This window comes from Amycolatopsis sp. NPDC057786 (genome assembly GCF_042797905.1).
In the GTDB taxonomy this organism is placed as follows: domain Bacteria; phylum Actinomycetota; class Actinomycetes; order Mycobacteriales; family Pseudonocardiaceae; genus Amycolatopsis.
The window spans coordinates 1-13,819 of the sequence record NZ_JBHVKW010000156.1; the positions used below are offsets into that span (position 1 = coordinate 1).

The 13,819-nt window shown below is 69.2% G+C and carries 13 protein-coding genes; 4 read left to right on the top strand and 9 right to left on the bottom strand.

Going from position 1 to position 13,819, the window contains the following annotated elements:
* Positions 1 to 88 precede the first annotated feature (88 nt).
* Complete coding sequence (locus tag ACFVM3_RS40150) at positions 89 to 568, bottom strand: hypothetical protein (protein WP_378445021.1); 480 nt, start codon at positions 566 to 568, stop codon at positions 89 to 91.
* 187 nt (positions 569 to 755) lie between these two features.
* Complete coding sequence (locus ACFVM3_RS40155) at positions 756 to 1,496, bottom strand: hypothetical protein (RefSeq protein WP_378445022.1); 741 nt, start codon at positions 1,494 to 1,496, stop codon at positions 756 to 758.
* A gap of 159 nt (positions 1,497 to 1,655) precedes the next feature.
* Between ACFVM3_RS40155 and ACFVM3_RS40160 the strand changes: the two genes are divergently transcribed.
* Positions 1,656 to 2,084 (top strand): hypothetical protein, encoded by a 429-nt coding sequence (locus tag ACFVM3_RS40160; protein WP_378445023.1) that lies wholly within the window; start codon positions 1,656 to 1,658, stop codon positions 2,082 to 2,084.
* A 3-nt stretch (positions 2,085 to 2,087) separates the two neighbouring features.
* Here ACFVM3_RS40160 and ACFVM3_RS40165 read toward each other — a convergent pair whose 3' ends face one another.
* From ACFVM3_RS40165 to ACFVM3_RS40185, 5 genes are all read right to left on the bottom strand, one after another.
* Entirely contained in the window at positions 2,088 to 2,645 is a 558-nt protein-coding gene (locus ACFVM3_RS40165) for a M23 family metallopeptidase (RefSeq protein ID WP_378445024.1), read from the bottom strand.
* A 120-nt stretch (positions 2,646 to 2,765) separates the two neighbouring features.
* The gene (locus tag ACFVM3_RS40170) at positions 2,766 to 3,155 is read right to left on the bottom strand and encodes a hypothetical protein (protein ID WP_378445025.1); all 390 of its coding nucleotides are present in this window, start codon (positions 3,153 to 3,155) and stop codon (positions 2,766 to 2,768) included.
* A gap of 156 nt (positions 3,156 to 3,311) precedes the next feature.
* On the bottom strand, positions 3,312 to 3,752 hold the full coding sequence (locus tag ACFVM3_RS40175; RefSeq protein WP_378445026.1) for a hypothetical protein: 441 nt from the start codon (positions 3,750 to 3,752) through the stop codon (positions 3,312 to 3,314).
* 186 nt (positions 3,753 to 3,938) lie between these two features.
* A complete protein-coding gene (locus ACFVM3_RS40180; RefSeq protein ID WP_378445027.1) occupies positions 3,939 to 4,610 on the bottom strand; it encodes a hypothetical protein in 672 nt (223 codons plus the stop codon).
* Entirely contained in the window at positions 4,610 to 6,106 is a 1,497-nt protein-coding gene (locus tag ACFVM3_RS40185) for a glycosyltransferase family 2 protein (protein ID WP_378445028.1), read from the bottom strand. The genes ACFVM3_RS40180 and ACFVM3_RS40185 overlap by 1 nt, the downstream gene beginning before the upstream one ends.
* Positions 6,107 to 6,532: 426 nt before the next feature.
* Here ACFVM3_RS40185 and wecB point away from each other — a divergent pair, with 426 nt between their 5' ends.
* Together wecB and ACFVM3_RS40195 are read left to right on the top strand one after the other, a co-directional pair.
* Complete coding sequence (wecB, locus tag ACFVM3_RS40190; RefSeq protein WP_378445029.1) at positions 6,533 to 7,735, top strand: non-hydrolyzing UDP-N-acetylglucosamine 2-epimerase; 1,203 nt, start codon at positions 6,533 to 6,535, stop codon at positions 7,733 to 7,735.
* Positions 7,732 to 9,459 carry a DUF2334 domain-containing protein gene (locus tag ACFVM3_RS40195; protein ID WP_378445030.1) on the top strand — a complete coding sequence of 576 codons (1,728 nt, stop codon included), beginning with the start codon at positions 7,732 to 7,734 and terminating at the stop codon, positions 9,457 to 9,459. Before wecB ends, ACFVM3_RS40195 begins: the two co-directional genes overlap by 4 nt.
* A 116-nt stretch (positions 9,460 to 9,575) precedes the next feature.
* Here the strand turns inward: ACFVM3_RS40195 and ACFVM3_RS40200 are convergent, their stop codons facing one another.
* Complete coding sequence (locus ACFVM3_RS40200; RefSeq protein WP_378445031.1) at positions 9,576 to 11,303, bottom strand: tetratricopeptide repeat protein; 1,728 nt, start codon at positions 11,301 to 11,303, stop codon at positions 9,576 to 9,578.
* Complete coding sequence (locus tag ACFVM3_RS40205) at positions 11,300 to 12,475, bottom strand: ATP-binding protein (protein ID WP_378445032.1); 1,176 nt, start codon at positions 12,473 to 12,475, stop codon at positions 11,300 to 11,302. Before ACFVM3_RS40205 ends, ACFVM3_RS40200 begins: the two co-directional genes overlap by 4 nt.
* A gap of 182 nt (positions 12,476 to 12,657) precedes the next feature.
* Between ACFVM3_RS40205 and ACFVM3_RS40210 the strand changes: the two genes are divergently transcribed.
* On the top strand, positions 12,658 to 13,734 hold the full coding sequence (locus ACFVM3_RS40210; protein ID WP_378445033.1) for a DUF5925 domain-containing protein: 1,077 nt from the start codon (positions 12,658 to 12,660) through the stop codon (positions 13,732 to 13,734).
* Positions 13,735 to 13,819 lie beyond the last annotated feature (85 nt).

Consider the following 13,819-nt stretch of genomic DNA (forward strand, 5'->3'; position numbering starts at 1 on the left):
GCCGCCGGTTTCCGTTTCCGGTGTCAGGGGCGGTAGATCTCCTTGACCGTGGTGATCCGGTTCTGCTCGACCGGCGCCTTCCCCGTGCCTAGGGCCTGGTCTCCAGCTGCAGGGAGCTGTTCGGCACACCGCAGATCACCTCGATCCCGGTTTCCGTCAGGCGGGCACAGGTCCACTTGCCCTGTACGTCGAGCACCCGCTCGCCGGGGCCTTCGGCCTGGGGCAGTTTCTCGTAGTACTCGGTGATCACGTTGTACGCCTCGGTGCATCCCGGCGTGGTGCCGTCGGTCGCGGCCACCGCGATCAGATCCCTCTTCGGCCGCCCCGGCGCGCCGACCTGACCCCCGTGCTTGCTGCAGTCGACGTCGCCGCCGGACGACTCGGCGCCGGAACCTCCGGCGGCCGCCCCCTGGCCACCGCCCGCCCGCGCCTGTTCGACGGCCGCGTTCTTCACCGGAGAACCATTTCCCGCGACATTGTTCGCGCCGCACGCGGAAAGAAGTGCGGTGGCGGCGACCGCCCCGCCGGCAATGGCCGTTTTGATGGTCTTCTTCGCGGTGAATTTCATTTCAGCGCCCCTCTCGCCTTCCTTGGTGAAGCTTTGTCAGGAAGACGTCGGAAGCGGAATGGGGTTGCGCTGGAAAGCCGGTGCGGACAGAGTTGCCCGAAGGTTCGAACCGCCGTGTCCCCAAGGGCACGACCTCGGTTCGCCGCGCAACCTCCCCGGCGAAACGCCGGGGAGGTTGCGAAGCCGGTTACGGGATGACGCGGTTGCGCAGGTTGTTCGGGTACGGGCCTTCGCCGTGAATGTTCAGTTCGTTGTTCACCTCGAAGCTGTAATACGGGTGCGAGCTGAAGTAGCTGTCCAGATTGGTGCCGCCGAAGCAGATCAGATCCGCGCCGCCTGCCGCCCTCGGCCCGTTGCACAGGCTGAGCGTCGGGTACCGGAACGAATCCACCGGCCGGAACCCGGCACCGCCGGGGCCGGGCACGGGCAGATGCCCGATCAGCCCGCCGGGGTCACCCGGCCAGTTCGACTCGACGGGCTGCCGCCGCCCGTCCGCGAACAGCACGCCCTGGATGTTCCGTCCCGGCGGTTCGGTCTCCAGCACCGTGCCCGCGACGAGCGCGCCGAGACTGAACCCGACGATGTAGACCTTCGTTTCGAGATCGCAGCCATAGGTGACGTAGAGGTTGTACAGCGCCGTGCGGAGGTTGGCGACCCCCGCGTCGACGTCGGCGTACAGATTCACGTCCCCGGCGCCGTTCGGATACGGAATGCGCACCGGGTCGGCGCCGCCGGGCGCGAACGCCCGGTCCAGGAGTTTCTGTGCCCCGCCGTCCTGATATCCCGGCACGACGAACATGACGGGCCCGCACGGGCCATCGGGCCGCGCGGGCGCCGCCTGTGCCGCTCCCGCTCCGGCGATGGCTCCGGCCAGGGTGACGACGGACAGGACGGCGGTCGCGAGCAGACGTGCTCCGGCTCTTTTCATCGGTTTCTCCCCACTGTCGGGTTTGCTCGCCGAACGCTAATGAGCGCCGATGAAATACCGATGAAATGCGGGTAATTACGGGCGCGTACCCACTTTCGGGTGAAGTTGTCATTATGGGCTCAAGTACGTCGCCGTCATACCGTGAGGTAGTTTTCCGGTATGACGAAAAGGCGTGGGATTTCGATGCTCGCACTGGTCGCGTGCCTGGCCATCGCGGGTTGCGGTGGTGATCCGCGGCCTTCCGCCCCGGCGGCGGGATCGAGCCAACCGGGGACCCCGGCGGCATCGGGTTCGGCGTCGGCGTACCCGATGCCGCCGGGCTGGCCGTCGCCCGAGTTCCCGCTGCCGCCGGGCGGTACGGCGTCCGGAACCCATACGACCGACACCGCGGTGTCGTTCCGGATCTCCGGAGTGGACACCGAGACCGCGAAGAGCTTCTACGCGGAGACGTTGCCGGGCCTCGGTTACGCCGACACCCACAACGCGAACCTCGCCATCGTCCGCTACGAGGGGAACGGGCTGAAGGTCCTGGTGCAGGACGAACAGAGCGGCTCGGCGCGCGTCACCATCACGAAGACGGCGGGCTGACGATCAGGCCCTGGTGTTGACGCTGACCGGTCGGGAACCGGTCCTCGGGACCCAGCCCTGGAGGGTGGAGGAGATGCCGACACGGGTGGAGCAGTTGATGACCTGGTAGTGCAGGTGATAGTCGGTGGCAGCCCCGGTCTTGCCAGACCAGCCGATGACCCGGCCCTGCGGGACCCAGGCGCCCGCGTTGTAGATGGCCCGGTTCAGGTGCGCGTAGTGCGTGCAGGTGCCGTTGGAGTGCCGGATGATCACCTCGATACCGTTCTGCCAGTACGGTGACCAGTCCGAGACGAGGATTTGGCCGCCCTGCGTGGCGGAAACCTCGTAGTTGGCCGGAAGGGCGAAATCCCAGGCGTATTCGTTGTAGGGGCCGGTGTGGGAGAAGGTTCCCTCGGGTCCCTGGGAGACGGTGTACGCCTCACCCGCCGGGTACGGCAATTCGTAGTAGTAGTCCGCGGCCGAAGCCGTGCCCGAGCCGGCGATCGAGAGACCCGCCGCCATCAGTGCCGCGGCCGCCATCGTGACCAGTCTGCGCGGTAATGCCTTTTTGGTTCCGCCCATGATGTCCTCGCTTTCGGAGCGATCAAGGCCCTGCCCGTCGGCAGGGCGCCCCTGACTAAACAGGCAGGCCACGGCTCCGGCAATGGTGCGTTCAGGGCTTGCGCGAAGGCGGCGAAAGGGTTATTCCAGGGGCTGACGCGCATGATGATGACCTGGCCGTCCTTTGGTGCCGTCGTAGCGCAGGTCGTAGTTCACTTCGAGGCCGGTGCTGACCCCGCTCGTCAGGGAGAAATCGCTTTTCCGCCTGGGATCGGCGGTCGCCGAGCCGATCCAGCGTTCCGCCGATTCGCCGTCGATGCCGTATCTGCCGACGCCTTCGCGGATCCAGGCGAAGAATTCGTCGCGAGAGCCGGTGGCCAGGAAGTACGTCACCTCGCTGATGTCCCGGCGGGTGGGCACGCTGTTGAACCGGATGCGGTCGGTGCGGGCGTCGATGGTGCCGTGGGGCGCGGCGATGCTCAAGGCGATCTTCCCGTCGCCGCGGGTCTTCGCGGCACCGGCGGCGTCCAATGGGGAGAAATCGGAGACGCTCGGCGGGCGTCCGGTTCCGCCTGCCGCGAAACCCGGCAGGCGGAGAGGGCGGCGCAGCAGGCGACGAGGAGGGTCACCGAGACGAGACCCGGGCTGCGGAGTGTCCTCTTAGGATGGACGCGGCCGCCGGTCGCTTCACCGGCGGCCGGCGTTGAGGATGACGAGGAACTGGCCTCCGCCCGGCTCGACTCCCGCGGTCACCGGCAATCCCGGTACCAGACGGGAAAACCGGTCTTCGAGCCACTCCGCCGCCTCTTTGGCGTCTTGCTCGGTCGGGCAGCGGGCCACCAATTCGCGCCCGCCCTTGCGCTCCAGCCGTCCGGCGACGGTGATCAGCGGCGCGGGTTCGGCCACGTGCAGGCGGTCCGGCCAGGCGATGACCACCTTGACCGCGCCCTTGCGGGTGTTGCACCCGCGATGCGCGAGCCGCTCGGGGATCTTGGCCTTCCGATCGGCGGTCCGGCTGTCGACACTCGGCCCGCGCGGATCGTTCACCGACATGTCCGGGTCGACCGGCTCGTCGCACACCCAGCAGCGCCAGCCGTCGCGCTCGGCCACGTCATCGAGAAGACTCATCCGGTCAACTTAGCCTGCCGCACCACGAGTACGCCGGGGCGCGGGTGTCGCGAAAGCCACTTTCGCGACATCTGGTGTCCCGAAAGTGGCTTTCGCGACGTCGCCTACTTCGTGCAGTGGATCCGGGGCTCTCGGCGGCGCTGGTGATGCGTGAGGCGGGCCGCAGCCGGACGGCTTTCCTGACGGTCAAGGCTTGCCGAGCTCCAGCGTGGCGTTGTGCAGCGACGAGTACATCGGGTCGGAAGTGAAGTCCGGTCCGGTCTCCTCGCCGAGGTAGACGTCGATATGCCGGTCGCCGCCCAGGCCGGGAGTGAACTCGTCCATGATCCGCCACGAGGCCGACCGCAGCCGGTCGCAGACTCCCGCGTCGATCGCCGTGCCGTCCTCCGCGGTGCCGCAGCCGGTGATCCGCAGTTCCCGGCCGGCGCTGAGGACGTTCGGATCCGCGGCGGCGGAGACGAACGGCTCCAGCGGGCGGCCGTGGCTGTCACGGGGCGCGTTGTCCAGCCAGAAACCGGTGTCGTGCGACCAGTTCAGGTAGCGGCCGGCGTGCCGCCCGCTGACGATGCGACCGGTTCCTTCGGCTTCGACGGCCTGCACGAACCCTTCGGGGTAGCGCCCCAGGTTGTCGTCACCGCGTTCGCAGTCGATCACCAGGCAGCCGGTGACCGGTACGGGGTCTTCGTCGTGATGCGCTTCGACGGCGGTGTAGTACACCGTCACGTACCACCCGGCCGACGACTCCTTCCCGGAGTCACCGCGATCGATGGCGGAGGCCGCGGCGAGGGCCAGCACGGCGGCCGCGAGGACTAGAACGAGCTTGTTCCGTTTCGGGCCGCGCCGGTGCTGGCCTGCCATCACACCCGCTCCAGTCGCTGTGTCGGTTCGGCTTCGGCCAGCGGATGCGGCACCGGCCGGGTCCGTTCGGCGGCGGCCAGGACCTCCGAGGGAATCGGCTGGGTGACGCTGGGATCGACCGTCGCCGGCGGTGTGATCGGACGCGGCAGCGGGAGCGGCACGGATGCGGGCGCGGGCATGGGAACCGGCATCGGTGTCGGTGGCGCGGCCTGGCCGTCTTCGGCCAGCCGTTCGGTTTTGGCCCAGCCGTTGCGTCCGGACAGCAGCCGGAACAGCGCCCGCCACGTCGCGATGATGCCCAGCGCCAGGAACCACGGGTAGAGCAGCCCGGCGAACAGGCAGCGGAAGATGTTCTCGTCGCGGAGCCGGATCCAGTAGACCAGTCCCCAGAGCAGGCTCGGCAGCATGGCCAGCCCGACCAGCATCGCGGCCGACGTCGGCAGAGTGTCCACCGTGGCCACCAGCCCGCCCAGTGTGCTCCCGGTGGCCAGCGCCACCGCGGACGCCGCGACCAGCCCGACCAGCAGCAGCGACATGGGCACGGTCAGCCAGGGCGAGAGCAGGTAGATCAGGAAGTCGGTGAGGCCGACACCGCTGACGAACCTCGACGTGGTCAGCCCGCGAAGGTGCCGGAAGCACTGCAGATTGCCTTGCGCCCACCGGGTTCGCTGGCGCAGCAACCTTTTCACGTCGGTCAGTCCCTGCTGGGTGACCCACGCGGATTTCGTGTAGCGCACGCGGATCCCGTCCAGGTGCAGGCGCAGACCGAGTTCCAGATCCTCGACAAGACAGGCCGACCACGGGCCAGGGTGGAACCGGGCGAGCACCGACAGCCGGGTGAACTGGCCGTTGCCGCCCAGCCCGACACTGCCGACCAGGTCCCGCAAGGACTGCGCGGAGTCGGCGATGGCGCCGAATTCCAGATCCTGGAGCAGCGCCAGCGTCTTGTGCCGGTTGTGGATGCGCACCCGGCACTGCACGGCGCCGACCGATTTCTCCGCCATCAGTTCGGCGATCTCGTCGAGCATGCCTTCGCTGCAGCGGCCGTCGCCGTCCACGATCCCGACGATCGTCTGCTCGATCGTGCCTTCCCGGCGGGCGATTTCGAGGATGTAGCGATACGCGGTGTTGAGGCCCTCGCCTTTGCCTTGCCGGGCCATCGGCAGCTCACGGCGCAGCACGTGCAGCCGCGGATCCCTGATACCGGCCAGGATCCGTGGCGTCGCGTCGTCGGAAGCGTCGTCAACGACGACGACGCGGACCGGCGTGTACCGGGTTCCCGTGGCCAGCGCGTTGCGCACCGTGTTCGCGATGACCCGTTCCTCGTTCAGCGCCGGGATGACGATCCAGAACGGCACCGGATCCGGCGTCCGGCGCACACTGCGCGGACGTTGCGGGGACCGCCAGGCGAACACCGCCAGGACGAGGTTCTGCAGCGGCCACCAGATCAGGACGCCGACCATGATGGTGGCGATGACGGACAGACTGGTTTCCATTTCGCTACCGCCCCCTTTCCGGCGCGGGCGCGATTCGGACGAGAATCGAGCGAATGGCGAAAAGCAACAGAATGAACGCGGCGAGTGACAAGGGCAGCCAGGGTCCGGCGCTCGCGGCGACCCCCATGGTCGCCGTCGCCCCGACCGCCGGTCCGATCCGGATCACAGACATTTTCTCCCCCAAGCTAGAAGTGCTCAAATCCTTGTGCTGAAAGGATTGTGCGTGATGCGGTCGGGCCCCCCGGCCGATCCCGCATCGTCGACTACGACGTGAAGAGTCGCGCCCCGGTTCCCTCGATCGGGTGAGGAAATTCGCCGGGAACCGGGTGGAACCACTCTGCGTCGCATCGGGCACAGCGCCCCGCACAAAGGATCATGAGAAGTGCGCGGAGTCGCGGAAAAGAATATTCGAACCTTGGGGGAGTAATGGTTTGGAATAAACAAGGAACCCGGCCGCGGGTGTGGCTCGTGATGGGGACCCGGCCGGAGGCGATCAAACTGGCGCCGGTCGCCGAGGCGATCGTCGCGGCGGGCCGGATGGAGCCCGTGCTGGTCGCCACCGGGCAGCATCCGACGATGGTCGATCAGGCGCTGGAGACGTTCGGTCTGCGCGCGGACGTCACGTTGCCGCTGCACCGCCGCGACGGTGGCCAGCCCGAACTGCTCGGCCAGATGCTGACCGGCCTCGACGGGCTGGCCGACCGTGAACCGCCCGCGGTGGTGGTGGTCCAGGGGGACACCACGACCACCCTGGCCGGCACGCTCGCCGCGTTCTGGCGCCGGGTCCCGGTGGTGCATCTGGAAGCGGGCCTGCGTTCGTTCGATCTGGCCGCGCCCTTCCCGGAGGAACTGAACCGGCGGCTGGTCACGCAGGCCGCGTCCCTGCATCTGCCGCCGACACCTGCCGCGGCGGAGAACCTGTCGCGTGAGCTGGTCCCCGCCGAGCGGATCGTGGTCACGGGCAACACTTCGGTGGACGCGATCCGCGCGATCGCCGACCGCGGGGCGGTGGACTACCGCGACGAACGGGTCGCCGCGGCCGTGGAGTCGGCCACGCGCGGTGAGCCGCTGGTGCTGGTGACCGCGCACCGCCGCGAATCCTGGGGCGAACCCTTGCGCCAGGTGCTGCGCGCGGTCGCCGAACTGGTCGCCCGGCATCCCGGCGTGCACGTGGTCCTGCCCGCGCACCCGAATCCGGCCGTCCGCGAGCTGGTCGGCGCCGAACTGGGCGGCGTGTCCCGTGTGGTGGTCACCGAGCCGCTGCGCTACGACGAACTCGCCGGCGCGCTCGCGGCGGCCACGCTGGTGCTGTCCGACTCCGGCGGGATCCAGGAGGAGGCGCCGACCTTCGGGGTTCCGGTGCTGGTGTTGCGAGAGGTCACCGAACGGATGGAGGCGGTGCACGCCGGCTGTGCCCGGTTGGTCGGCACCGATCGCGAGCTGATCGTGCGGGCGGCGTCGGAACTCCTCGCCGACCCGCGGGCCAGAGCGGCGATGATGAGCAACGGCAACCCGTTCGGCGATGGAAAGGCCGCGTCGCGCACCGAGCTCGCGCTGGCCCGGTTGCTCGGCCTGAGTGCCGAGCCGGTGGAGGAGTTCGCCGTGCTTTCGGGAGGTGTGCTGGTATGACCGGGAAGCGGAAGGGACACCGGCGCCGTCGGACGCCCGCCGGGCTGAGGTTCGCGGCGCTGGCCGTCGTCGTCGCGACCGGGCTGGTGATGCTGGTCGTGTACACGCGTCCGGCCAGCGCGATCCTCGCGTCGCCCGCGGCCGCCCCGGTCTCCCTCGGTGACCGGCTGGCGATGGGCAGCGAGGTCGGCAGCCCGGGCCCCGGCGGGAACCGCGACCATCGGACGCTGGTGGTCTACGACGCGGGTGAGCGGGACGCGCCGAACCCGCCCGCGAGCGCGAACGAGGCCGGGCTGGCCGAGGCGCACGCGATGCAGACCGCGAACCTGGTCTCGCGGGCGGGCAGCTGGACGATGCGCGCCGCGGCCGACTACCGGGCCGGCGAGATCGGCGGATATCAGGCGCTGGTCTACGTCGGCGCGATCAGCGAGTCCGCGCTCCCGCCCGCGTTCCTCGCGGACGTGGCGGCCGCGAAGGTCCCCGTCGTCTGGATGGGCGAGAACATTTATCGCCTGGCGGAACACGACCCCGGCATCACCTCGCGCTGGGGATGGACGCCGGTGGGCCGCACCCCGACCTCGCCGACGGAGGTCCGCTACAAGAACGTGCCGCTCGAACGCAATCCCGAGGTCGGTTCGATTCCGTTGGTACGGCGGGACAATCCGGCGGTCAACGAAGTGCTCGCGGACGGCGTCGCTGGCGGGGAGCACTCGCCGTGGGCGGTACGCTCCGGGACGTTCACCTACCTCGCGGAGGCGCCGTTCTCCTACGTCAACGAGGGAGACCGGTACCTCGCCGCCGCAGACATCCTGCTCGGCACGCTCGCCCCGAAGACCGCGGAACGGCACCGCGCGCTCGTGCGGATCGAGGACATCGGGCCGCGTACCGATCCCGGCCAGATCCGCCGGATCGCCGACCTCCTCGGCGGGCAAGGGATTCCGTTCTCGCTGGCGGTTTATCCGTACTACGCGGACCCGCACGGCGTCGCCAACGGCGGCAGGCCGACCTTCGCCCGGCTCGTCGACAGCCCGGCCTTGGTCGACGCGCTGCACCACGCCATCCGGCGCGGCGCGACGATGATCATGCACGGCTACAGCCATCAGTTCGAGGAGATGGCGAACCCTTACGGCGGGGCGAGCTCGGCGGACTACGAGTTCTACACGGCGATCGTGGACAAGAACAACCACGTCGTGGAGACCGGCCCGGTCCCCGGTGACTCCGCGGAATGGTTCCGCGGGCGGATCGCCACCGGGCTCGGCGAGTTCCGCCGGGTCGGGTTGCCCGAGCCGGAAGTGTTCGAGTTCCCGCATTACGGCGGTTCCGCGGTGGACTACAAGGAGGTCAGTTCGCATTTCGCGGCGCGGTACGACCAGGGCAGCTACTTCGCGGGATACTGCCCGCGCGGTGCCTGCGGCTCCACCTCGACCGTGTCCTATCAGAACAAGTACGGGCAGTACTTTCCTTACCCGGTAAGGGATGTCTACGGGGCGGTGGTGATACCGGAGAATCTGGACCATATCGCTCCGGAACCGTTCAACCAGCACCCTGCCCGGCTGCCCGCGGATCTGCTGGCCGACGGCGCCAAGTCCAAAGTGGTCCGTGACAACGTGGCGAGCTTCTTCTTCCACCCGTTCCTGCCGCTGGAGCATCTGAGCACGGTCGTCCTCGGCCTGCGGGCGCAGGGATACGAGTTCACCACCGCCAGCGAGGTCGCCAGGGGCTGACCTTCGGTGGCTCGCGTGTCGGGGGCGATGGCCGTCCGCTGACGTTGTGAAAGCCACCTTCGCAACCTTCAACGTTGCGAAAGTGGCTTTCACAACCTGCCACTCGGGGCGACCGCTCAGCCATCGGAGGCGGCCACGAAGATCCGGACGAGTTTCCCGGCTCCCCACACCAAACCGAGCCGATGCCCGGCGACGTCGTAGTTGACCGTGTTCTCGCCGTTGGCGCGGTTCACCCAGCTTTCCCGCGTGCGCGCGCCGTTCGCCCGCAGGTAGTCGTCGACCTGGTGGCTGTACCCGGCGAGGTCGAGCCCGGAGATCACGCGGTCCGCGCTCGGGCAGACCGCGACATCGACGGTGATCCTCTTCACCAGCCCGTCGAGTGCCACGATGTTGACGCCGTCGGCATTCGGCATGTCCGGGGCCAGTTCGGTGCGCCGGACGGTCGAACCGGGGAAGAGCTCGCGCAGTTCCGTGTACGCCGCGGACTGCTCGGACGCGTCCAGCGCGTCGCACATCGTCGTGATGTAGCCGGTCAGCGACCTACTGGGGTCCGAAGGCGGATCGACCGGGAGATCCGTGGTCTTCCGGGGTGCCGGACGCGGGTCTCGCCCGCCGAAGTCGGCCACCCGGTCCCAGATCCAGTCGGCCATCGAGTCGGCGACGGGTTCGTCCGGCTGTCCTGGCCGGCGTATGACCAGCGCCCCGAACGCGACGGCGACCAGGTACGTCCCGGCGTCGTCGGTCATCACCTGTTCCCAGAGTTCGTTCTCGGGCCAGTCGGGGTGCGCCGCCCGGTCGGCCTCGATCTCGGCGTCCATGGCGAGGATCTCGGCCGCCGACATCAGCCGGAACGGCTCCGCCAGCCCCCAGGACGCGCCGGTACCGGGCTGCTGGCCGTTGTGCCAGGTGAGCACATCCTTCGCGACCATGGAGCCGACCTTCTCGTCGCCCTCGGCCAGCTCGGCGGCAGTGGCTCCCGGCCGCAGGGTGGCGCGCAGCTCATCGGGCAGCACCGGTTCCAGTGCCGTCAGCGCGGAACCCAGATCGGTGCCGATCTTCATGTCGCGGATCTGCCGCCACGCCATCTCGAGCGCGCCGGTGCGGCGGATGTCGTCCAGCGTGATGTCGTCGGCACTCGCCTTCTCGACGATCCGCAGCATCGACCGAGCCGTATCCACCAGGCTGTGCAGCAGGTCGTCGGTCGGGTCCTCGCGCAGCAGCCGGAGGCCGAGTTGTTCCGCGTCGGCGAACCGGTACTGCGCCACGTAGGCGAAGCCGAGCAGCATGGCGACCCAGGGGTCCGCCGCGTTGGCCCGGATGGCCTCTTCGGCCGCGGGAGCGAAGCGTTCGGGTGGTGCGGCGCTCTCCAGCAGGTACTCCGCGCGTTTCCCCAGCGCTTTGGAGAGGTCGTCCGGCGCCGCCCGCGCGCACAGCGCCACCGCCTCGTCGAGTTGCCGCCAGCCGACTTCGTACTCCCCTGAGAGTGCCTGGGCGTGGCCCAGTTGCATCCAGTCGTCCCAGTCCTCCTGGTCCTCGCCCAGCACGATGCGCGCCCATCGCAGCGCCTCGTCAAGGTTGCGCTCGCCCAATTCCAGATGCCGAAGGGAACGAGCCGCCATCGTGAACCATCGGTTGCGCTGACCGGCCACCTGGAGGAACAGCCGCCGCGCCTCGTCGATTTCGCCGCACGCCTGGCGGTGGTCGCCGAGGAGCATCAACGCGCTGCACCGCGCCGGCTCGGTCGCGAGCACCCGTAGCGCCAGCTCGGCGACCTTGGGATGCGTCGGCTGTGCCCCGATGAGTTCCCAGGCCAGGTCGAGGTCTCGCTCCACGGCGTCGTTCATCGCATGCCTCGTTTGACCCGGTACGCCCGGAGCTGGTCGAACGTGCCGTCGTCGACGCCGTATTCGAGGACCGGCGCCACCTGGTCGAACCAGGACGTCGTGGACGGGGTGATGCCGCCGGCCGCGGCCAGCAGCGCGTCGGTGGTGACGGGCACCACCTCACCGCGGCTCATCGACTCGACCATCGCCTGCTGCAGCACGGTGGTCGTCAAATGGCCGAGGTCGGCGCCGGAGAACCACTCGGTCGCCGCCGCGACGGCCACGACGTCGACGTCGTCGGCGGGTTTGCCCGCCAGGGCGCCTTGGACGATCGCCGCCCTGGCGACCGCGTCCGGTGGCAGTACCAGCACCGTCTTGTCGATCCGGCCCGGACGGCGCAGCGCGGAGTCGATGTCCCACGGCCGGTTCGTCGCGGCCAGGAAGTAGACCCCGTCGTTCCTGCCCGCCATGCCGTCGAGTTCTTCCAGTAGCTGGGTGACGAGCATCCGCATCGCTTGCGATCCGCCGCCGCCGGAGGTGCGCCGTCCGCCGAGCGCGTCGAACTCGTCGAAGAAGATCACGCACGGTGTCGCCGCGCGGGCGTGGCGGAACACGCTCTGGATCGCCTTTTCGCTCTCGCCGATCCACTTGCTGAGCAGGTCCGCGAGGGTCACGTGGAGGAAGGACGCGCCGAGATCGCCGGCGATCGCCCTGGCGATGAAGGTCTTGCCACAGCCGGGCGGGCCGTACATCAGCAGCGACCCGCCGGGTTTCTGCCCGAACGCCGCCGCCAGCTCGGGATTGCGCAGCGGAGCGAGGAACGCGGTGTCCAGGTGCTGTTTGACCTCGGCGAGACCCGCGACGTCGGCCAGCGTCACCGCCGGGCGCTCGGCGTCCCACAGCGACGCCGGCACGGCGGCGTCGCTGGCCTGGTGGTCTTCGTCGGCCGGAGCCGCGACCGGGGTCGAGGTGCGCAACCGCGCCGCCATCAGCCGGGCGCGCAGCAACCGGACCCGTGCCGGATCACCGCCGTGGGCCTCGAACGCCGCCAGTTCGGTGGCGGCGCGGTCCGGCTCCCGCTCCAGCAGCAGCGTGACGAAGTCTTCGCGCAGCGCCAGGTTGCCGGGGTCGGCCTCCACCTCGCGCGCGATCACCTCGACGAAGCCGTCGTCCGGATCTGCGTCTCTGGTCATTCGGTTCTCTCTCGTCTGAGCCGCGTTCGTGTCCGTTTCGCGACCAGAAAAGCATCCCCTTCGATCGTCGGGGTCTCGGGGGTGCGGGCGTATTCCGATACGTCCGATCATGATCCCTGTCAGGGGTGAATCGGGGACCGTCCCTGATGTGCGCCGGCCGTCGCCGGATGGATCGTGGCGTGGTGACAGCATGGACAACCGAGTCATCCCGACCCGCGACCACCGAACCTCTCGACCGTGCGATGTTCTTCGGCGGCAACGCGCCGATGGAAGGTGTGCTGAATTCGCTGGCGATGGAGCCGTTCATCACCGGGGCGCAGCCGCACTCACGGGCCGCCGACATCACCGAGGTCTCGCCGGACGCGACGCTGCTGCCTCCGGGAATCAGCGCGGATCTGACGTATGACCTCGACGGGCGGCGTTCGCACCTCGCCTTCGGACCGGAATGGACACTCGTCGCCTTGCGGAGACGCGCCGGTGCCGCGACCGTATGCGTGTCCGCCACCTCCGGCGCACTGGCGGACGAGGTGCTCGCGGCCGCGGTCCGAACGGCACGGACGGGGACGCCGGGGGAGTCGGCCGTACCGGTCGGTTTCTGGCACGTGCAAGGATGTGGTGGCGCCGGGGTGCGTGCGCCAAGGACCATGGATTTGCCGCCGTGGCAGGAGATCCGCGGCAACTACCCGCGCTCGGCGGTGACCGCGCTCGACACGCTCATGACGGTGCGGCCGCAGGACATCACCGGCAGGCTGGTGCTCCTCCACGGCCCGGCGGGCACCGGCAAGACGACCGCCGTGCGCGCCCTCGCGCACGAATGGCGGGACTGGTGCCAGGTCGACAACGTCCTCGACCCCGAGGTCCTGTTCGCCGATCCGGGCTATCTGACGTCGGTGGTGCTCGGTGAGGAGCGGGCGGACAAGCGGAAATGGCGGCTGCTCATCCTCGAGGACTGCGACGAACTGGTCGGCGCCGACGCGAAACGCGACTCCGGACAGGCGCTGTCCCGGCTGCTCAACCTGACGGACGGCCTGCTCGGTCAAGGTCTGGACATCCTCGTCTGCCTGACCACCAACGAGAGTGTCGCGCGGCTGCATCCCGCGGTGGTCCGGCCGGGCCGTTGTCTCGCCGAGATCGAAATCCCTCGGTTGCCCCAAGGCGAAGCGGCCGCTTGGCTGGGCACCGGCGCGGAGATCGGTGCGGAGGGCGCCACTCTGGCCGAGCTGTACCGCCTCCGGTCGCCGGGGTCTGCGGTGGGCTGAAGGCTCCCTTCGCCGCGTCTGATGCAGTGAAAGGACCCTTCGCCTCCGGTCGCCGAGGTCGTGAGTGGCGTTTCGGGTTCTAACC